This is a genomic window from Hymenobacter monticola (assembly GCF_022811645.1).
Taxonomy (GTDB): Bacteria; Bacteroidota; Bacteroidia; order Cytophagales; family Hymenobacteraceae; genus Hymenobacter; species Hymenobacter monticola.
The window spans coordinates 1,084,126-1,105,971 of the sequence record NZ_CP094534.1 but is presented as its reverse complement, the minus strand read 5'-3'; the positions used below and the strand labels follow the sequence as shown (position 1 = coordinate 1,105,971).

The window sequence follows — 21,846 nt, the reverse complement described above, 5'->3', positions numbered from 1 at the left end:
AGCCCCTTTCCTGCCTGCCGCCCATGGATTATAAGTCTATCATCGCCGGTTGTTACCAGAACGGCACGCTCGACCTGCCCGCCACGGCCCTGGGCCCCGGTCCGGCCGCGCAAACCCTGACGCAGAACACGCCCGACCAGCGCCTGAAAATCACCGGCATCACCAAGCCGGATATTTCGGACGCCAGCGCCCAGTTCAAGGGGCTGGGGGCCTGCTTGCCCTTCGCGGGCATGGACGTAACCGTGCAACTCGACTGGACCGCCGACCGGCTCGACGTGCTGGTGACGGGCACTCCCAAGGCCAATTGGCACTTGGGGGTGAGCTTTCCGTCGCTGGCCACGGGCCTGCTGCCCCAGCTGCAGTTTGCGCCGCCCACGGCGCTGGTGCTGCGTTCGGCGCCTGCCGGGGAGCAGCCGGCGGGGCTGTCGTTTAGCGGTACGCTGCAGCCGGGCGAGGGCGGCTTGGCCCGCTACGCTTTTTTGGCCACCGGCTTGGCTACTGTGGTGCTGGCCGGCCCCATTACCTACGCCAACGACGTGCCTCGCATGACGCTGGCGGCCCCGCTGGGGGCCGGCGTGGCCCTGGGCTTCTTGGCCACGCAGCCGCTGGAATTGCGCTTGCACGTCGAGTCGGAGTACAACACCCGCACCAAGTCCTACCTGAGCATTTCCTACCTGGAGTTTGCCACGGCGCTGGAGTTTGCCACCCACACGCCGCAAACCACGATTCATCGCCTGCCGCTCAGCGCCACGCTCCACGACCCGGCCAGCGACATTCAGTTTGATGCCGACGTGACGGCCTTGGTCGATGCGGCCGTGGACGAGCTGGCTTCGCTACTCAATGGCTTTAGTCCGAAACCCTTGCTGCCCAGTGATTTTCAGCTGGAAAACACGGTGCGGCTGTCCGACCTGAATGTGCAAATCAACCCCAGCGAAACCAACAAGCTGCGGGCCGTGCGCCTGGAAGTGGACACCACGCGCACGTGGGTGCTGGCGCAGGATGCCACCGGCAAAGCCATTCTGGAGCTCAAGGGCGTGCAGGTTTCGTTCGGCATCGAAGCGCCTTTTGGCCGCGACAACTTATTCCTTGGCCTGAATGGACAGATTGGCGTGGGGCAAAACGGCGTTATCGAGCTCGACATGGCCTACCCCGGCCTGAGCTTCGAGGGCACGCTGAAAGCCGAAACCGAGATTCAGCTGCGCGAGCTATTCACGCAAATACTCGGCTACTCTTCCGAGGCCGTGCCCGATTTGAGCGTCGTCGACCTGGAAGTAAGCATTCAGCCCGGCGCCAGCTATGCCCTGGCCGTGGAGCTCGACGGCGACTGGAAGCTGCCCGTGGCCGGGGGCAAGTTTGCGATTAAAGAGTTGGCGCTGGCCGTCGACTACGGCAAGGCGCAGGGCCTGCTGGCCCGCTTCGAAGGCGTGCTGGGCTTCGACAACCAGTTTATTTACCTCAAAGCCGACCACCCGGCCGCCGATGAGGGCTGGACCTTTGCCGGGGGCACTGTGCCGGGTCAGGTGCTCGAAATGGCCAACCTGATGGCCGACCTGGAGCACTTCTTCGGCGTCGAGTTTCCGGCGTTCCTGAGCGAAATGCAGCTCAAGAGCCTGGCCGTGGCCTACGCCACCAAAACCAGTGACCTGAGCCTGAGTGTCGAAACGCTGTTTCCGCTCGAAAACGTGAAACCTCCGCAGTGGCCCGACCTCAACCTGGCCATCCAGCTCAGCCACGTCAACGGCCAATACCTCAAGCATTTCGCAGGCCGCTTGAATCTGCTGGGCATGCAGTTCGACCTAGCTTTCAACACCGGCGGCGACACCACCGCCTTCTGGGGCGACTACGAAAACACCGCCGGCCGGGAGCTGGCCGTGCGCGACCTGCTGGCCCTGCTCACCACCGACGCCGACCTGCTCAGCATCACCCAGGGCCTGCAGTTCAACCTCAAGGATGCCTTCGTCGGCTACCTCAAAGGAGCCGCCGTCGATGCCAAAGCCAAATGGCTACTGGGCCTCGACATGGACTTCGGCGCCGACCTCACCGCCCTGCCGCTGGTGGGCAAGTTCATTCCCAAAGACGAAGCCCTGCGTCTGGCCTTCCAGCCACGCATCGCCACCGATGAATTCACCGCGGGTGATATAACAGCCCTGAAAACCCTGATTTCGGGTTCGGCCATTGCTCTGCCCGAAACCTTTGCCAAAGGCCTCACCCTCAACATTGAGCTAAGCCTGGGCACCACCGTGATACCACTGGCCCTGCCTATTGGCCTGGACAAAGGCAAGCTGGTTGACCAGCCGAAGCCCCCTGCGTCTCCTGCCAGCAGCGCACCCGCCCCGCCCGATAAAGTGACCTGGCTGAAGCTGCAGAAGTCGTTCGGACCCTTGCAGTTGGAGCGTGTGGGGGTGAAGTACGAGAGCGGCCAGCTCACCTTCCTGCTCGATGGCGGCTTTTCGGTGGCCGGGCTCACCATTGCCCTCATGGGGCTTTCGGCCACCACGCAGCTACACCCTTTCAAAATGTCGTTCGGGCTCGATGGACTGGCCCTCGACTACAAAGGCGCCGGCTTCGAAATCAGCGGCGCTTTCTTGCGTGAGGAGCTAACCGACCCCGCCGGCAAACCTTATACCGCCTACAACGGCGCGGCCCTCATCAAGGCCGAAAGCTTTTCGCTCTCGGCCATCGGTTCCTACGCCGACTACCAGGGGCACCCTTCCATGTTCATCTACGCCGTGCTCGATTCGCCCCTGGGCGGCCCGGCGTTCTTCTTCGTGACGGGGCTGGCGGCGGGCTTCGGCTTCAACCGGGCGCTCAAAATCCCGGGCATCGACCAGATACAGAACTTTCCGCTGGTGAGCCGCGCCGTGAACGGCCCCACCAGCGACGACGGCAACATCGTGGCTCAGATGACCCTGTTGAATAAGTACATCCCCCCGGCGGTGGGGGAGTATTTCCTGGCCGTGGGCATCCGCTTCACCACGTTCAAAATCATCGATTCCTTCGCCCTGCTCATCGTGAGCCTGGGCAATAGCCTCGAAATCGACCTGCTGGGCCTGTCAACGCTGGTGCTGCCCGCCCAAACCGAAGGCGTGGTGCCGCCCCTGGCCGAAGTGCAGATGGCCCTCAAGGCCAGCTACCTGCCCGCTGTCGGCTTTCTCAGTGTGGAAGCCAAGCTCACCCCGGCCTCGTTCCTGTTCTCGCACGACTGCCACCTCACCGGCGGCTTCGCATTCTACACTTGGTTTCTGGGCGAGCACAAGGACGACTTCGCCGTCACGCTCGGCGGCTACCACCCCAGCTACCAGCGCCCCGCCCACTACCCCGTGGTCGATAAGCTAGGCTTCAACTGGGCCCTCAGCAGCCGCCTCAGCATCAAAGGCGACGCCTACTTTGCCCTGGTACCCTCCATGGTGATGGCCGGCACCCACCTGAGCGCGGTGTGGGAAGATGGCAACCTGCGCGCCTGGTTCAACGCCGGTGCCGACTTCTTCCTGGCCTGGCAGCCTTACCATTACGACGCCCGCCTGTACGTCGACATGGGCGTGTCTTATACGTACCACTTCTTCGGCACGCACCATATTAGTGTAGACGTAGGCGCCGACCTGCACATCTGGGGTCCCGAGTTTGCCGGCACCGCCGAGGTGCACCTCTGGATTGTCTCGTTCACCGTCAATTTCGGCAACGGCGGCCCCCAGCAGCCGGCCCCCATTTCCTGGACCAAGTTCCGCCAGTCTTTCCTGCCCGACCCTGCCGCCGTGTGCAGCCTGGCCGTGAAGCAGGGCTTGGAGAACAAGCCGGAGCTGAAGAAGGAAGGTCAGGATAAGGCCGCCCATCCGGTGCTGAGTCCCAAAGGGTTTGTGCTGAGCTTCGATTCAGTGGTGCCCTTCAAGAAAGCTAGCCTGAAAATCGGCAGCAAGAGCGCCCCCTTGGCGCTCGACGGCGGAGCCACCAACTGGGGCGTGGGCCCCATGGGGCTGCCAGCTGCGGCCGTTGCCTCCGAGGCTGTTGTCACCATTACCAGCAGCAGTGGCCGCCCGATAAGCGCTAGCCAGTTATTGGTAACACCTACCACGAAAGGCGTGCCGGTGGCTCTATGGGGGCAGTCGGTAAGCCCCGCGCTCAACGGCCCGCGCCTCGTGAAAGGCGCCGTGTGCGGCTTCGACATCCGCACCGTGGAGCCGACCGCCGGTCAAACCGCATTCATCGATTCCAAGAAACTGGAGTTCGAGCTTGAAACCGCCGCCAGCCCCCTGTGGCAGTGGGCCAGCGTGCCCGGCTCCGAAGCCACAGCCGTCGAGCAGCAGCTCAATGTCCCGGAAAAGGAGGCCGACCGCCGCGACTACCTGCGCAAGCACCTCGAAACCGTGCAGGCCGAACGTAGCGAGTTGCTGCGCCAGCTGGGCATCACCACTCCCGTCTTCCCCGACCAATCCCTGGCCCAGGCCTTCGTCTTTGCCCCGCAGCTGGTCTGATTCTGCCCTATCCCAATTCCTTCGCCACATTTTTTCCCCTTCCCATGGTCGACGAGCAACCTGCGCAGCTGGAGTTTCTGCAGTTTCACTTACCCGGCCTGCTGCCCGGCGACTACACCGTTGCCGTGTCCCAAGCCCTGAGCGCTACTGGCATCGATGCCAACAATAAGTTCGAAACCCAACTGGCCTTTTCGGTAGCCGGCGAACGGCTGCTGTTGAAGCCCATCCACATCCAGGCCGTGTTTCCGCCCGAAGGCAGCCAGCTCGACCACGCCAACATCCTGCCTCACCTCGTGCTCACGCGCAGCACCGCCCCCTGGGAGCGTCTCGCCAAACCCGACGACCCTGAAAGCCCGTGGCTGGCGTTGCTCTTATTAGAAGAAGGGGAGGAGTTCACCACCAGCACCGTCAAGCTCTCGAAGCTTATTGAGCAACTACCCCGCTTTACCCCCGAGCCGGGCGAAGACCCCGATGCGCCCGTCACCCTGTTGGAACTGCCAGTCCAGGGCACGGCCGTGCAGTCACTGCCCACTCTGGCCGAGCTCAAGCTGCTCTGCCACGTACGCCGCAGCAAAGACGCCGCCGGCATCGAAGGCCCCGAGCAAGCCGTCATTGTCGGCAATCGGCTGCCGGCCAAGGGCGTGCGCAGCACCGTCCACCTGGTTTCGCTGGAAAACCGCTACCCCAACGGCACATTCGACGCCGGCACCGGCAATTCTGTGAGTTTGGTAAGCCTGAAAAGCTGGAGTTTCACCTGCCTGCGCACCTACTTGCTGCAACCGGCCGCCGCCGAAACCTTAAAAAGCCAAAACGCCGCCTTCAAGGCCGACGCCGATAAGCTTGCGTCCCTCATTGAGGTGGAAATAGATGGCCAAACCGCTTTCCTCGCTCAGGCCGGTAAGCTGCTGGGCCACGACGTACCCACCGAATACCGCGCCGCCCTGCTCAAAGCCTCCGAACGGCTCATCACCTTCCGCGAATTGGTGCACGCGCTCGACGTTGCGACACTGTGCCTGCCCACCCGCAACGGCGTTGCCGAAAACCTGCTTGGGGCCGGCTTCCTCCCCCTGCCGCACCAATTCCGCGACGGCCAGCAATTCGTCTCATGGTATCACGGCCCCCTCACCCCAGCTGCCGACCCCGTAGCCGTCGCCGGCCCACCCGTGCGCGCCGCCGACGCCCTCCTGCGCTATCACACCAATACCGGCCTGCTCGACGTATCCTACGCCGCTGCCTGGGAGCTAGGACGTTTGCTCGGCCTGAGCAGCAAAGCTTTCTCTGTAGCCCTGTATAATTGGAAGCGCACCGTTTCCCAGCAGCATTTAGTCGCGGAGAAAGCATTATTGCATACCTCGCCACTGCAGCTGGCTGCACCCGCCGCGCTAGCCCAGGCCCCCGCCACAGCCGACGTGCCACCGGCCGTAACCAAATGGTTTGCCGATACCAGCCTCCTCGTTGATGTGCCCTTCAGCTACCTCGTGCCCGACGAAAACCTATTGCCGGCCGAATCAATACGGTTTTTCCAGGTCGACGCCCACTGGATGGACATGCTACTAGACGGAGCCGCCAGCCTCGGCCGGGTAATTGGCCAAGACCTGGAACACGAACAGGTCCTCAACGATGCCTTTCGGTTTCCCTACCGTGCCCAAGGCCTCAGCGGTGTGCTTATCCGCTCCGAAATAGTAGCCGGCTGGCCCGATATGGTAGTGCAGGGTTACACCAGCGCTGATGATAAGACACCTCAACAACCCATACGCCGGGCCGCGCTTTCTAAAAACGTCCTGTTGTGCCTGTTCACAGGAAGCATACAAATGCTGGATATACAACTCAAGCCCGAAGCGCTACATTTCGGCCTCGATGACCCAGAGTCGAAAGAAGAAGGTGTCTTCGTCAAGCTTCTCCGTCAAGTCGACGGAAGTACCGACAAAGCCATTGTCGACCCCATTCCGTGGCGCAATCCATCCCAACAGGTACTGGACATTGCTAGTCTGGTCACCAAGATACAAACCGCCCAGGCCCGTCCCACCTCCCTCAATTCAGCTGACTTCGCCCTTGAAATGATTGCTGGCTCGCCCAAAATCCGATTCAGCATCACCCCCTCACCAGCCCGCACCCGAAAATCCGTGCGCCGAGCAAAGTAGCCTAACTATTCCCTCGCATAAAACGACATCACTTCCCTGGCTCAATACCAATCCTAAGACCTATTATGTGACAAGGGCGGTTGAGTGTTCCGGTTAATGATTTTACTTGCCAGCTAAAGAGCCTGTTGTAGTAAAACTTGAGAGTAGCCCAAGTTTTTTTCTTGAACTAGCCCTTGCTTTCTGAAAAAGTCCCACTACTTTTGCACTCCCAATCGCCAAACGGGTATCGGGTGCTGCCGCGAAAGCGTCGGCAGAAAAAGTTGAAAAGAGAAGGAACTTCCCGAAAGGCGGCGTTGTCTGGTCTCTCACGGCGGCCGGGCAAAGTGCTAGAAAAATAAATTTTCGGCGCCCCTTGCTTCGGTCGAAAAAAGGGCCTTACCTTTGCACCCCGCTTCAAAAGGAGGCGGCCAGGAATTGAAAAGCGGGTCGAAGAAAAATAAAAATTTTCCTCTTTCGCTTGCCACTTCAAAACTTCTTCTTACCTTTGCACTCCCAATCGAAAAGAAAGGGAAAACGAAGCAAGAAAAACAGGCCGGTAACGGCCGCACTATCACGCCAACTGGGCATGGTACACGTTCTTTGAATGTTTGGAAAAGACAAGTAGTAAGGGCTTCCGGCAGCAATGTCGGAAGCAGCAATTACAAGCGTAATACGAAGACATGAACTCGTCAAATACGAGTCGGATTCGCACTCGACATCAGCCCATGTTCGCATGGGTGTAGAGAAATTTTACAATGGAGAGTTTGATCCTGGCTCAGGATGAACGCTAGCGGCAGGCCTAATACATGCAAGTCGAACGGTGGTAGCAATACCATAGTGGCGCACGGGTGCGTAACGCGTAACCAACCTGCCCTTGACTGGGGGATAGCCCGCCGAAAGGCGGATTAATACCGCATAAAACAAGGTGGCGGCATCGTCTCTTTGTTAAAGATTTATTGGTCAAGGATGGGGTTGCGTGACATTAGCTAGTTGGCGGGGTAACGGCCCACCAAGGCGACGATGTCTAGGGGAGCTGAGAGGCTGGTCCCCCACACGGGCACTGAGATACGGGCCCGACTCCTACGGGAGGCAGCAGTAGGGAATATTGGGCAATGGGAGCAATCCTGACCCAGCCATGCCGCGTGCAGGATGAAGGCTTTCTGAGTCGTAAACTGCTTTTGCCAGGGAAGAATAAGGGGCATGCGTGCTCCGACGACGGTACCTGGTGAATAAGCACCGGCTAACTCCGTGCCAGCAGCCGCGGTAATACGGAGGGTGCAAGCGTTGTCCGGATTTATTGGGTTTAAAGGGTGCGTAGGCGGCTGTTTAAGTCTGGGGTGAAAGCCCGTTGCTCAACAACGGAACTGCCCTGGAAACTGGATAGCTTGAGTACAGACGAGGTTGGCGGAATGGATGCTGTAGCGGTGAAATGCATAGATAGCATCCAGAACCCCGATTGCGAAGGCAGCTGACTAGGCTGTAACTGACGCTGAGGCACGAAAGCGTGGGGAGCGAACAGGATTAGATACCCTGGTAGTCCACGCCGTAAACGATGGATACTCGCTGCCGGCGATAGAATGTCGGTGGCTTAGCGAAAGCGTTAAGTATCCCACCTGGGGAGTACGCCCGCAAGGGTGAAACTCAAAGGAATTGACGGGGGCCCGCACAAGTGGTGGAGCATGTGGTTTAATTCGATGATACGCGAGGAACCTTACCTAGGCTAGAATGCGCGTGACCGCCTCAGAGATGAGGCTTTCCTTCGGGACACAAAGCAAGGTGCTGCATGGCCGTCGTCAGCTCGTGCCGTGAGGTGTTGGGTTAAGTCCCGCAACGAGCGCAACCCCTACATTTAGTTGCCAGCGCGTCAAGGCGGGGACTCTAGATGGACTGCCTGCGCAAGCAGTGAGGAAGGCGGGGACGACGTCAGGTCATCATGGCCCTTACGCCTAGGGCTACACACGTGCTACAATGGACGGTACAGCGGGTTGCCAACCAGCGATGGTGCGCCAATCCCGAAAAGCCGTTCTCAGTTCGGATCGGAGTCTGCAACTCGACTCCGTGAAGCTGGAATCACTAGTAATCGCGTATCAGCAATGACGCGGTGAATACGTTCCCGGGCCTTGTACACACCGCCCGTCAAGCCATGAAAGTCTGGTAGACCTGAAGCCGGTGCTCCGCAACGAAGCCGGTTAGGGTAGAACAGGTAATTAGGGCTAAGTCGTAACAAGGTAGCCGTACCGGAAGGTGCGGCTGGATCACCTCCTTTCTGGAGCAGTTCGACTCGTGGGTTCGTGTAAAGTGAGACGCTTATAATGAACAACTTGCTGTTGTCTTTTCCATCATTCAAATAATCTTGACACGGGTTTTGGGCTTGTAGCTCAGGTGGTTAGAGCGCTACACTGATAATGTAGAGGTCCCTGGTTCGAGTCCAGGCAGGCCCACTCTAACGACCGTAACCCGTTGTTATATAATACTGGATTAGCTCAACAGGGGCTTTTCTACACTACTGTTAGACACAAAAGCAGTACACGTTCTTTGACGTAAGGGGTAACAAAAACGAAGCGTAGCGCACTTGGCTCCAGCAATGGAGCATTCAAACAAGTGTTGATTACGAAAGAGAAGTAACGAAGAGCACACGGGGGATGCCTAGGGTCTCAGAGGCGACGAAGGACGCGATAAGCTGCGATAAGGCTGGGGGAGGGGCACATACCCGTTAATCCCAGCATTTCCGAATGGGGCAACCCCTCACATGGAAGATGTGAGAACTGATGAGCTTGACTCACAGTGGCAAACGCAGGGAACTGAAACATCTAAGTACCTGCAGGAAAAGAAAATAACAATGATTCCCCAAGTAGTGGCGAGCGAACGGGGAGGAGCCCAAACCGGGTTGGTTACGGCCAGTCCGGGGTTGTAGGGCCGCGACATCTGATTGAACCGAGTTAGCCGAAGTGCTTGGGAAAGCACATCGTAGAGGGTGAGAATCCCGTAGGCGACAATTCTGGTTCACGGTAGCGGTACCCTGAGTAGGGCGGGGCCGGAGAAACCCCGTCTGAAGCGAGCGGCACCATCCGCTAAGGCTACATACTCCTGAGACACCGATAGTGAACGAGTACCGTGAGGGAAAGGTGAAAAGAACCGGGAATACCGGAGTGAAAAGAACCTGAAACCGTGTGCTTACAAGCAGTCAGAGGGAGTTCGTCTCCTGATGGCGTGCCTTTTGCATAATGAGCCTACGAGTTACTCCTCTCTGGCAAGGTTAAGCGTTTGTAAACGCGGAGCCGCAGCGAAAGCGAGTCTGAACAGGGCGCGCAGTCAGAGGGGGTAGACGCGAAACTTTGTGAGCTACCCATGCGCAGGTTGAAGGTGCCGTAACAGGCACTGGAGGACCGAACCAGTTTCCGTTGAAAAGGATTTGGATGACGTGTGGGTAGGGGTGAAAGGCCAATCAAACTGAGAAATAGCTCGTACTCCCCGAAATGTATTGAGGTACAGCGTCGGCGTCGAGGTCGTTGGAGGTAGAGCTACCAATAGGACTAGGGGGTGTCAGAGCCTACCGAATCCTGATGAACTCCGAATGCCAACGGCTATAGCCGGCAGTGAGGCCTGGGGTGCTAAGGTCCCCGGCCGAGAGGGAAAGAACCCAGACCAACAGCTAAGGTCCCTAAATCTAGATTAAGTTGAACAAAGGAGGTCCAGTTGCTTTGACAGCCAGGAGGTTGGCTTGGAAGCAGCCATTCCTTTAAAGAGTGCGTAACAGCTCACTGGTCGAGCGACCGGGCATCGATAATACGCGGGCATCAAATCTAGTACCGAAGCTTTGGATGTAGTCTGCAAGATGACTACGTGGTAGGGGAGCATTCTCCTTGCGGTGAAGCCGTCTCGTCAGGGATGGTGGAGCGTGGAGAAACGCATATGTAGGCATGAGTAACGATAATGCGGGTGCGAAACCCGCACGCCGATAGACTAAGGTTTCCAGCTCAACGCTAATCGGAGCTGGGTTAGTCGGGACCTAAGGGGCAGCCGAAAGGTGAACTCGATGGACAGCAGGTTAATATTCCTGTACTGATGATGGCAAGTGATGCAGTGACGCAGAAGTGAAAGCACCGCGGGCGGACGGAAGTGCCCGTTAAAGACCGTAGGTAGTGGGACCGTAGTTAAGTACGCGGACCTAGCCGAAAGTTGACAGTACCGCACGGCCTTCGGGCCACGCGGATAGTGTGCCTAATCCGACTGCCAAGAAAACCTGCTAAGCGTTTTAACGTCATTATCACCCGTACCGCAAACCGACACAGGTAGTCAAGGAGAGCATCCTGAGGCGCTCGAGTGAATCACGGCCAAGGAACTCGGCAAAATGGACCTGTAACTTCGGGAGAAGGGTCGCTTCCTGGTAGCAATACCAGAAGCCGCAGTGAAAAGGCCCAGGCGACTGTTTAACAAAAACACATGGCTTTGCTAACGCGCAAGCGGACGTATAAGGCCTGACACCTGCCCGGTGCCGGAAGGTTAAGAGGGGAGCTTAGTCGCAAGGCGAAGGCTTGAATCGAAGCCCCGGTAAACGGCGGCCGTAACTATAACGGTCCTAAGGTAGCGAAATTCCTTGTCGGGTAAGTTCCGACCTGCACGAATGGTGTAACGATCTGGGCGCTGTCTCAGCCGTGAGCTCGGTGAAATTGTAGTCTCGGTGAAGATGCCGAGTACCCGCCACGGGACGGAAAGACCCCGTGCACCTTTACTATAGGTTGCCATTGGTGGTGGGTTCAGTATGTGTAGCATAGGCGGGAGGCGCTGAGCCGGGGACGCTAGTTCTCGGGGAGCCGACGTTGAAATACCGCCCTTACTGTGCCTGCTGCCTAATCCCGGACGCCGGGAGACAGTGGCTGCTGGGTAGTTTGACTGGGGTGGTCGCCTCCAAAAGAGTATCGGAGGCTTTCAAAGGTCCGCTCAGTCCGCTTGGTAACCGGACGCAGAGCGCAATAGCAGAAGCGGGCTTGACTGTGAGGCCGACCAGCCGAGCAGGGTCGAAAGACGGATATAGTGATCCGGTGGTTCCGCATGGAAGGGCCATCGCTCAAAGGATAAAAGGTACGCCGGGGATAACAGGCTGATCTCCCCCAAGAGCTCATATCGACGGGGAGGTTTGGCACCTCGATGTCGGCTCGTCACGTCCTGGGGCTGGAGAAGGTCCCAAGGGTTCGGCTGTTCGCCGATTAAAGTGGCACGCGAGCTGGGTTCAGAACGTCGTGAGACAGTTCGGTCCCTATCTGTGGTGGGCGTTGGAAATTTGACAGGACCTGTCCTTAGTACGAGAGGACCGGGATGGACCAGCCGCTGGTGCGCCGGTTGTACCGCCAGGTGCAGCGCCGGGTAGCTACGCTGGGACGAGATAAGCGCTGAAAGCATCTAAGTGCGAAACTCCCCTGGAGATGAGATTTCCCAATGGAAGGACCGTCGGAGATGACGACGTGGATAGGCGGCAGGTGAAACACCAGAAATGGAATAGCTGAGCCGTACTAAGGGTCCGAGGGCTTCTCTACTATGTCGTCAAGTGCGCGCCCAGCGCTTCGTTTTTGTCCCCTTGCGTCGAGTTATTGAGTTGTTGCACGAACACGCAACAGCCCGCCAGCAATGGTGGCTTTAGCCCGGGTGTTCACCTCTTCCCATTCCGAACAGAGCCGTTAAGCCCCGGTGCGCCCATGGTACTGCCTTCACCGGTGGGAGAGTCGGTCGCCGCCAATCTTATCAACAGGAAACCCCTCCTCGAACGCTTTCATCAGCGAACCAGGAGGGGTTTTGCTTTTTATGCCCGTAACTTGCATAGGGTGGGAACTTGCTGTTCTGAAATGTGCACCAGCTCTAGTTGAGCCAGTATGAGTTCACGGGAAATAACGATGTGGCGCTTTCGTGACGATGACGCAGGAGCAGGGCCTGTAAGTGGTGCTGAGCCCTACGAGCCCCAAATCAGTAGCTACGATTACGATGTGCCCGCTGGATTAGGCCGGTATGCAACACATAAATTTATGGCCTTCCGGTAAGTAATAGCCCGGTACCGGCCCGCTAACCAGCCGCTGCTGTATGCGCCCGCTGTCAAGTCGAGCGTGGCTTTGCCGGCGTTACAGCTCTCTGCCAGCGTGGACCTGCTTAAGTGCTTAACCGCGCCGGTGGCAAGCACCACGCCACTTAGGTTTGAGGTTTTGAAGCAGGCGTACGGCTTTGTCGTGTACCGAACCTTGGTATCCGACGGTGGCACTAAAATGCTGCACATTGACGGCTTGCGTGAATGCGCCATGATGCTGGTGAACGCGCAGCAATGAGCACCCTCAACCACAACTGCGGCAGGAGGGCGTTGATGTGGCGTTGTCCTTGGGCCAAGTGCAGCTGGACAATCTGGTGGAGAACCTAGTGCACATCAACTTCGGGCCCTACCTGTTGCAGAATAGCTAGAACATCACTAAAATCTAGTATTTGGATGGACAAAAGGTGCGGGACTAGCAGATGTCCGGGCTGCCCTTCGACTATGCCCCCACCGCCGTGAGAGCCGCCTGCAAACAGCCTGCAGCCAATACGAGGCTGGTTATACGTACTGCCTCTTTCGGCGTAGACAAGCCCGCTGATACCTACCTCGACCTGCGTGCTTGGGGCAGGGGCGTGATGTGGATGAACGGCCATAAATTGGAATGTTACGGGTTTATCGGCTCGCAGCAAACTTCGTACGTGCTGGCCAGGTGGCTGAAAAAAGGCTATAAATGCCAGAGACGTGCTGGAGCTATTCAAGCCCGAGCAATATAAGTTGGCTATCCTCGACCATGCCATATTGCAAGGAGCTAACGTGTGCTGCTAGCCGCTAAAAGTCGGGGTTTGGGGTAGAATCTGAGGCAGTGCGTTACGGGTGAAAATTAGTTTGGCCTGTTAGGCTGTAGATTTTCGTGATTGAACCCCAATGTTTGTTTTAGGCGCGACGCATTTACACAATCGATAATCTAACTTGCAGCGTTGCTTCGCTCATTGACTTTATCCCACCCAATACCTCGTTTATAAATGCGCTTCTTTCGCTCCCTTGCTGCCCTGCTGACCGCAGGCGCGCCGCTGCTGGCTGCGGCCCAGCCCGTGCAACTTACCGTGCAACCCGGCGACCCCAAGCTTCTTATCAGTAAGCACATTCAGGGGCAATTTGCCGAGCACCTAGGGCGCTGCATCTACGACGGTTTTTGGGTGGATGAGCAATTGAACGTGCCCAAGCAGGGCCGCATTCGGATGGACGTGGTGCAGGCGCTGCAAAAAATCCACGTGCCCAACCTGCGCTGGCCCGGCGGCTGCTTCGCCGATACCTACCACTGGCACGACGGCGTGGGCCCCGCCGCCCAGCGCCCCAAAATGTTGAATTTGTGGTGGGGCAATACGTTGGAGGATAATAGCTTCGGCACACACGAGTTTCTTGAACTGTGCCAGTTGCTGGGCACCGAGCCCTACCTGGCGGCTAACGTGGGCAGCGGCACCGTGCAGGAAATGGCCGGGTGGATGGAGTACCTCAACTCGAACGAGGAAACGCCCCTGGTGCTGGAGCGGCGCAAAAACGGCCGCCCCGAGCCTTACAAGGTGAGTTGGTGGGGCATCGGCAACGAAAGCTGGGGCTGCGGCGGCAACATGACCGCCCAGTACTACACCGACGTGTACAAGCGTTACGCCACCTTCGCCCACGACTACCCCGGCACCAAGCTCAAGCGCATTGTGAGCGGGGCCAACGGCGACGACGCCAACTGGACCGAGACGTGCATGAAAAACATCCCGCTGAACCAGATGTGGGGCCTTACCTTGCACCAGTACACGCTGCCCACCGGCAGCTGGAGCGGCAGCAAGGGCAAGGCTACTGGCTTCGGGGAGGATATGTACTTCAGCACGCTGCGCAACTGCCTGCGCATGGACGCCATTGTGGCCCGCCACGCGGCCATTATGGACAAGTACGACAAGGACAAGAAGGTGGCCCTGCTGGTGGACGAGTGGGGCGTGTGGACCGACGTAGAACCCGGCACCAACCCCGGCTTCCTGTACCAGCAGAACTCGCTGCGCGACGCGCTGGTGGCCGGTACCACGCTCAATATCTTCAACAACCACTGCGACCGGGTGCGCGGGGCCAACCTGGCCCAGGCCGTGAACGTGCTGCAGGCCCTGGTGCTGACGGACAAGGAGAAGATGCTGCTCACGCCCACCTACCACGTGTTCGACCTCTACCAGGTGCACCAGGACGCCGAGTTTCTGCCCGTACAGTTCAACAGCCCCGACTACGTGTTTGGCAACGAAAAAATCCCGGCCCTGAACGCCTCGGCTTCCAAAGACAAAAGCGGCGCGGTGCACATTTCCCTCGTCAACCTCGACCCCAACAAGCCCCTAGCCCTGGAAACGGCCCTACCCGGCGTGAGTTGGAAAACCGTGACCGGGCGGGTGTTGACTTCGGCCAAAATCAACGATTACAACACGTTTGACAAACCCGGCACTGTGGCCTTGGCCGCCTTCACCGGCGCCAAAAAGAAGGGCGACAAGCTGGCTGTGACGCTGCCGGCCAAGTCGGTGGTCGTGCTGGAGCTGAAGTAGGGGAGAGGGGCCCAAAGCTGTCATGCTGCTAAGCACTGCGAAGGGTCTTCTCAAGATGAAACATTCATTTCAACGTGAGAACGTTCTGCTTTGTACTCAACGTGACAGCATAACTAAGGGCTTCAGCACAGAAAATGCCTCTGTAAGCTTGGCATGACGGCCATATCCCAAACGCTAAATATGTTCGTTCTTTATTACCTGGCCGCCGCTTTGCTCTTGGCGGGTGGTGCGGCCCGGGCCCAGTCGGCCCCGCCCAACGAGTGGGAGAACCCCCAAGCCGTGGACCAAAATAAAGAAAAGGCGCACGCCAGCTTTATGGTATATGACCGGGCAGCCGATGTGGCCGCCAACGACTACGCCCGCTCGCCCTACTACCAAAGCCTGAACGGCACCTGGAAATTCAGCTACGTGGCCCGGCCCGACCGGCGGCCCACCGATTTCCAGCAGCCTGATTTTGATGACGCCAACTGGAAAACCATTGCCGTGCCCGCCAATTGGGAGATGCAGGGCTTCGGGCTGCCCATCTACACCAACGTGGCGTACCCGTTTCCGCGCAATCAGCCGTTCATTGACGGGCGCGACAACCCGGTGGGCAGCTACCGGCGCCGCTTCACGGTGCCGGCTGGCTGGGCGGGCCGGGAGGTGCTGCTGAATTTTGGCTCTATCTCGGGCTACGCGGTGGTGTTCGTGAACGGGCAGCGCGTGGGCATGAGCAAGGTAGCCAAGTCGCCGGCCGAATTCGACATCACCAAGTACCTCCGGCCGGGCGAAAACACGCTGGCTGTGCAGGTGTTCCGCTGGCACGACGGGTCTTACCTCGAAGACCAGGACTTCTGGCGCGTGTCGGGTATTGACCGCGACGTGTACCTCTACAGTCTGCCCAAGCAAACCGTCTGGGACTTCTTCGCCCATGCCGACCTTGACCCCAGCTACAAGAATGGTCAGTTCGCGGCAGACGTGACGCTGCGGAACTTTGCGCCCGCTGCCGGTGCCGCCGGCAGGCTGACGGTAGAAATCCTCGACCCCAGCGGCAAAACCGTGCTGCGCCAGCAACAGCCCGCGCCTGCCCTGGCCGCCAGGGGCACCGCGACGGTGAGGCTGGCCGGCACCATCAGGAACGTGCAGTTGTGGAGCGCCGAAATTCCCACGCTCTACCAGTGCCGCCTTACGCTGGAGGACGCGCAGGGCCAGCCGTTGGCTGTGACGGGGTGTGCGCTGGGCTTTCGCCAAGTGGAAATCAAAAACGCCCAGCTGCTGGTGAATGGTATGCCCGTAGAGGTGCACGGCGTGAACCGCCACGAGTGGGAGCCCACCACCGGCCGCGTGGTGACCGAGGCCGGGATGCGCAAGGACTTGGAGCTGATGAAGCGCTTCAACATCAACGCCGTGCGCACCAGCCACTACCCCAACAATGAGCGGTGGTACCGCCTCTGCGACGAGCTGGGCTTCTACCTCGTGGACGAGGCCAACATCGAAACCCACGGCTACGGAGCCGAGCTGCAGGGCGGGTTCGACAAGAGCAAGCACCCGGCCTACTTGCCCGAGTGGGCCGCCGCGCACCGCGACCGCATCGACCGGCTGGTGGAGCGCGACAAAAACCACCCCTCGGTCATCATCTGGAGCCTGGGCAACGAGTGCGGCAACGGCCCGGTGTTTCACGAGGCCTATACTTGGCTGAAGCAGCGCGACCCCTCGCGCCCCATCTCCTTCGAGCAGGCCGGCGAGGATGTGAACACCGACATCGTGGCCCCGATGTACCCTGGCATGGGCGCGATGCGGCGCTACGCCGAAGCCACCGACAAGAAGCGCCCCTACATCATGTGCGAATATTCGCACGCCATGGGCAACAGCAGCGGCAATTTTCAGGAGTACTGGAACTTGATTCGGAGCAAGCCGCACATGCAGGGCGGTTTCATCTGGGATTGGGTTGACCAAGGCCTGCGGGCCGATGACCACGGCCTCCCCTATTTCGCCTACGGCGGCGACCTGGGCGGCTACAACCGCCAGAACGACGAAAACTTCTGCGCCAACGGCCTCGTGGCCGCCGACCGCACCCCGCACCCCGGCCTGTGGGAGGTGAAAAAGGTGTACCAGGACATCCGCTTCAGCGCCGCGCAGCCGGCTTCGGGCCGCATCACGGTGCTCAACGGGTTTTCTTTTAAACGCCTGGATAATTACGCCTTTCGCTGGGAGCTGCTGAAAAACGGCGTGGCCGTGAAGTCGGGCACCTTTACCGCCAAGCCCGCTCCGCGCCAGCAGCAGGAAGTGAAACTGGCCCTGCCCGAGCTCTCGGGCGAGCCTGGCACCGAGTACGTGCTCAACGTGTTTGCCCACACCAAGGCCGCCGAAGCGCTGCTGCCGGCCAGCCACGAGGTGGCCCGCGAGCAGTTCCGCCTCACGCCCGACGCGGCCTACTTTGCGCGTCCGGCGGTGGCCGCCCCCGACCTGCAAATCAAGCGCGAGGGCGACAAGCTGACGTTTGCCGCCGGCGAGGTCAGCGGCGAATTTAACACGGCCCAGGGCCGCCTGAGCAACTACCGCCGCGGCAGCAACCAGGTAATTGGGCAGTACCCGGAGCCCTACTTCTGGCGCGCACCCACCGACAATGACTTCGGCAGCGGCGTCCCGCAGCGGCTGGGCGTGTGGCGCACGGCCCACGCGGCCCGCCAAGTGCAGCGCGTGACGGTGGGGGGGGTATCGGCCGCCGGCCTGCCCATTAAGGTGGAGTATTTGCTCACCGACATCAACGTGCCCTATACCGTGGCCTACCTCATCAACCCCGACGGTGCCGTGCAGGTGACGGCCTCCATGGACATGACCGGCCGCGACCTACCCGAACTCATGCGCTTTGGCATGCGCATGGAACTGCCCGGCCGCTACAACCAGCTGAGCTATTACGGCCGCGGCCCCTGGGAAAACTATCAGGACCGCAACACCGCCACCTTCCTGGGCCTGTACCGCGACTCGGTGCGCAACCAGTTTCCGAACACCTACATCCGGCCGCAGGAAGCCGGCTACCATACCGATGTCCGCTGGCTTGTCCTCACCAACGCCACCGGCCAGGGCCTGCGCATCGAAGGCGCCCAGCCGCTCAGCTTCAGCGCCCTCGACGTGCGCACCGAAGAACTGGACCCCGGCCTCACCAAAAAGCAGCAGCACATCAGCGACGTGAAGCGCCACGACCGGGTGTTCCTGAACGTGGACCTGAAGCAGCGCGGCGTGGGCGGCGACAACAGCTGGGGCGCTTATCCCCACGACCCCTACCGCCTGCTCGACAAGCAGTATTCCTACACCTATACCTTGCGACTGGTGGATGACAAGAAGCTGTAGGGCCCAAGGATGTGTAAAAGCGTGACGCTTCGCATCTCGTAGTTGAGCGACCGGTACCTTGCTGTTCAGACATCCGTTGCCAAGGGATGTTGTGCATCGACGGACGCAAAGGGTTGCGTCTTTACACTGCTCTCTTGTCCTTAACGCCTTCGCCATGCGCCACCTCCGAATTGCCTCGCTGCTGCTAACCATCTGTTGCCTGACCGGGCTACCGGCTTGGGCGCAGCAAAAAGCAGTAGCTCCCCTTGCTCCTCGAATGCCGGCTGTGCTGTCCGGGAGGCCGCTGGTCGGCGTGCCTGTTGGGCCGTCCGCCGGAGCTGCGGTGCCGCAGGTCAACGTAGCGCCCCGGCCCGCAGCGGCAGCCCCCGCTCCGCTGTACATCCTCAACTCGCAGGTAATTATCGACAACGGCTTCGCGAATATCAAACCGGACGACGTGCAGAAGCTGCGCGTGTACAAAGGGGCTGATGCGCCCCGACCCTGGCACAATCTGACGACCTACGGCATCATCGACATTACTCCTACGCCAAGAGCGCATGCAGCAGTGAAAAGCCGCACGCTGGCCGAAATAGGTCAGCTGTTCGGGGCCGAGGGGACCGTGCGCTATTCAATAAACGGGATGCTGACGAGCGAGGCCAGTATTCGCGTGGCGAATGCTTCCATTGGCGAAGTCAAGGTAACCCACGCCGCTGCTCTCGGGGCCATTACTTGGGTTGAAATTCAGATTGCGCACAAAGAAATACCCAAGCCGGCCCCTGCGCCCGGGAGCCCGCCGCGCATTATGATTCGCGGCACAGCCTCCCTTTAAAGAGTCGGGCTAAAGGAAATGCCTATGCGGTCGGACCAGGCCGTTGGGCAACCGAAAGTTGTGGCTTCAACCGGTCTGACCGCTTGGGGCAGTCGGACCGGCGGTGCCTTGCTTCATCTGCCTACTTCTGCCCCATTACTTAAAGCGGTAGCCGGGGCATAAAAAAGGTCCCCACCAATCGGCGGGGACCTTTTTTCGTTTTAAAATAAGACCGAATTACTTGCCCAGCTTGGCTTGCAGGTTCTGGTCCAGCGCTTCCAGGAATTCCTCGGTGTAGAGGTAGTCGCGGCCGTGCTCCACCTTGTTGCCGTGGATGCAGACGGCGAGGTCCTTGGTCATTTTGCCGCTTTCCACGGTTTCGATGCACACCTGCTCCAGGGCGTGGCAGAAGTCGATGAGCTCCTGGTTGCCGTCGAGCTTGCCGCGGAACTCCAGGCCGCGCGTCCAGGCGAAGATGCTGGCGATGGGGTTGGTGCTGGTGGGCTTGCCCTTCTGGTGGTCGCGGTAGTGGCGCGTCACGGTGCCGTGGGCGGCTTCGGCCTCCATGGTGCCGCCGTCGGGCGTCACCAGCGTGCTGGTCATCAGGCCGAGCGAGCCGAAGCCCTGGGCCACAGTGTCGCTTTGCACATCGCCGTCGTAGTTTTTGCAGGCCCACACGAAGTTGCCGTTCCACTTCAGCGCCGAGGCCACCATGTCGTCAATCAGGCGGTGCTCGTAGGTGATGCCGGCGGCCTGGAACTTGGCCAGGTAGTCCTGCTCGTAAATCTCCTGGAAGATGTCCTTGAAGCGGCCGTCGTACTTCTTCAGGATGGTGTTCTTGGTGCTCAGGTACAGGGGCCAGCCCTTCATCAGGGCCTGGTTGAAGCAGGCGTGGGCGAAGCCGCGGATGCTTTCGTCGGTGTTGTACATGGCCAGGGCCACGCCGTCGCTCTTGAAGTTGAACACCTCAAACGACAGCGCCTCGCCGCCGTCCTCGGGCTGGAAGGTGATGGTGAGCTTGCCCTTGCCCTTGGTCACGAAGTCGGTGGCGCGGTACTGGTCGCCGAAAGCGTGGCGTCCAATGCAAATCGGGGCCGTCCAGTTGGGCACCAGGCGGGGCACATTCTGCATCACGATGGGCTCGCGGAACACCGTGCCATCGAGAATGTTGCGGATGGTGCCGTTCGGCGACTTCCACATCTGCTTCAGGTTGAACTCCTTCACCCGCTCCTCGTCGGGGGTGATGGTGGCGCACTTAATGCCCACGCCGTACTGTTTGATGGCGTTGGCCGCGTCGATGGTCACCTGGTCGTTCGTCTGGTCGCGGTACTCAATGCCGAGGTCGTAGTACTTGATGTCGAGCTCCAGATAGGGCGTAATCAGCTTGTCCTTGATGAATTTCCAGATGATGCGCGTCATTTCGTCGCCATCAAGTTCCACCACGGGGTTGGCTACTTTTATTTTGGTCATGGGTAAAAGCTTAAGTAAGATGTAGTTGGCGTGGGCAAGCGCGGAAAGTAGAGTAGGCAGTCAGGCGGCTGTGCCTCCTTTGCTTTCCGCAGGTGCTACACAAAACTACAGCCAGCCGGTGCAGCCGCCGCATCCTATTGCCATCCGGCCCGAATTTTTCGCCCGCCGCTACGTTTCCAGCGGTGCATGCCTCACCTTGCGGTAGCAGGGCAATGAATGTCACTCAGTCATTGAGGACGTGTGGCTTCTTGGTTAGAGGCAAGTCGTTATTGGTTATGCCACGTTTGCAAGCCGTTTATTTCCGTTGCCGGAGAAAATGCTGCCATTGGCCGTGCTAGTCAGTCGATTGAGCCAGGGAGTGGTAAAAATGGGAAGGGTACAAGGTTAAATTTATATCGTTCAACAACGGTAGCCATCACGCCATTTTTCTCTGCTCATGCGCGCTTCGTTTCTCTCGGTAGTTTCCTTCTTCGCGGTCTTGACACTCAATAGCTTCACCGCGCAGGCGCAAGCCGTTTATGCCAGCAGCTCGGCCTACACGCCGCGCACGGCCAGCAGCCCGCGCGAAGACGGCGCCACCCGCACCTTCATCGGCCGCGTGGTGAACCCCGACGGCCCGTTGCCCGGCGCGGTGATAAAGGTGGTGGGCACCAAAGAAATGGCCGTGAGCAACTCCAACGGTGAATTCAGCGTGCTGCTGCCGGTTACCGCAGCCGCCGTGCCGCTCACCGTGAGCTACGCCGGCTTCGCCGACGAAACTGTGTCGGTGCAGCCTGACTCGCCCGATACCACCCTGCGGCTGGCCTCGCCCCAGCCCATCAAAGTCGGCCGCAAGCAGGAGCTGAAAGCCTATATGAAAACCGCCCACCGCGAAGTACGCCGCACCCTGCGTCGCCTCTAGTTCGGACCCATTCCGCATTTTTCGTTGCGTGTTACCAGCGCCCCCAGCCCTTTCCGGCTGGGGGCGCTGTAGTTTAAAGCCCGGGGCGCGGCCTTCATCAAGTCCGGGCTGTAGCTTCGCTTCGCCGGCATCGGGTGATGCCAGGATGCTTGCCTTGCGCCATGCGACGGTTTGGAATTTTAT

General features: G+C 59.5%; 9 protein-coding genes, 1 tRNA gene and 3 rRNA genes. 12 read left to right on the top strand and 1 reads right to left on the bottom strand.

Going from position 1 to position 21,846, the window contains the following annotated elements; genetic code table 11:
• The first annotated feature begins 23 nt into the window (after window positions 1-23).
• The 11 genes from MTP16_RS04815 (at window position 24) to MTP16_RS04770 (ending at window position 19,313) form a co-directional block, all read left to right on the top strand.
• Window positions 24-4,469: a DUF6603 domain-containing protein gene (locus MTP16_RS04815; protein ID WP_243516386.1), complete on the top strand. Its 4,446-nt coding sequence runs from the start codon at window positions 24-26 to the stop codon at window positions 4,467-4,469.
• A gap of 44 nt (window positions 4,470-4,513) precedes the next feature.
• A complete protein-coding gene (locus MTP16_RS04810) occupies window positions 4,514-6,610 on the top strand; it encodes a hypothetical protein (RefSeq protein ID WP_243516384.1) in 2,097 nt (698 codons plus the stop codon).
• Window positions 6,611-6,991: 381 nt separating this feature from the next.
• Window positions 6,992-7,273: a hypothetical protein gene (locus MTP16_RS04805; protein ID WP_243516382.1), complete on the top strand. Its 282-nt coding sequence runs from the start codon at window positions 6,992-6,994 to the stop codon at window positions 7,271-7,273.
• A 68-nt stretch (window positions 7,274-7,341) separates the two neighbouring features.
• Window positions 7,342-8,855, top strand: a 16S ribosomal RNA gene (locus MTP16_RS04800).
• Between the two features lie 101 nt (window positions 8,856-8,956).
• A tRNA-Ile gene (locus MTP16_RS04795) sits at window positions 8,957-9,030 on the top strand.
• Window positions 9,031-9,204: 174 nt separating this feature from the next.
• Window positions 9,205-12,123, top strand: a 23S ribosomal RNA gene (locus MTP16_RS04790).
• A gap of 90 nt (window positions 12,124-12,213) precedes the next feature.
• Window positions 12,214-12,325, top strand: a 5S ribosomal RNA gene (rrf, locus tag MTP16_RS04785).
• Together the 16S, 23S and 5S rRNA genes with 1 tRNA gene alongside form the textbook arrangement of a ribosomal RNA operon.
• A gap of 756 nt (window positions 12,326-13,081) precedes the next feature.
• The gene (locus tag MTP16_RS26070; RefSeq protein ID WP_380286595.1) at window positions 13,082-13,375 is read left to right on the top strand and encodes a hypothetical protein; all 294 of its coding nucleotides are present in this window, start codon (window positions 13,082-13,084) and stop codon (window positions 13,373-13,375) included.
• A 249-nt stretch (window positions 13,376-13,624) separates the two neighbouring features.
• On the top strand, window positions 13,625-15,175 hold the full coding sequence (locus MTP16_RS04780) for an alpha-N-arabinofuranosidase (RefSeq protein WP_243516380.1): 1,551 nt from the start codon (window positions 13,625-13,627) through the stop codon (window positions 15,173-15,175).
• 180 nt (window positions 15,176-15,355) lie between these two features.
• The gene (locus MTP16_RS04775; protein WP_243516379.1) at window positions 15,356-18,505 is read left to right on the top strand and encodes a glycoside hydrolase family 2 TIM barrel-domain containing protein; all 3,150 of its coding nucleotides are present in this window, start codon (window positions 15,356-15,358) and stop codon (window positions 18,503-18,505) included.
• A 154-nt stretch (window positions 18,506-18,659) separates the two neighbouring features.
• On the top strand, window positions 18,660-19,313 hold the full coding sequence (locus MTP16_RS04770) for a hypothetical protein (protein ID WP_243516378.1): 654 nt from the start codon (window positions 18,660-18,662) through the stop codon (window positions 19,311-19,313).
• A gap of 216 nt (window positions 19,314-19,529) precedes the next feature.
• On the opposite strand, the gene MTP16_RS04765 is transcribed toward MTP16_RS04770, so the two are convergent.
• Window positions 19,530-20,762 carry an NADP-dependent isocitrate dehydrogenase gene (locus MTP16_RS04765; protein WP_243516377.1) on the bottom strand — a complete coding sequence of 411 codons (1,233 nt, stop codon included), beginning with the start codon at window positions 20,760-20,762 and terminating at the stop codon, window positions 19,530-19,532.
• 436 nt (window positions 20,763-21,198) lie between these two features.
• Between MTP16_RS04765 and MTP16_RS04760 the strand changes: the two genes are divergently transcribed.
• Window positions 21,199-21,663, top strand: a complete 465-nt coding sequence (locus MTP16_RS04760) for a carboxypeptidase regulatory-like domain-containing protein (protein ID WP_243516364.1) — start codon at window positions 21,199-21,201, stop codon at window positions 21,661-21,663.
• Window positions 21,664-21,846: the final 183 nt, after the last annotated feature.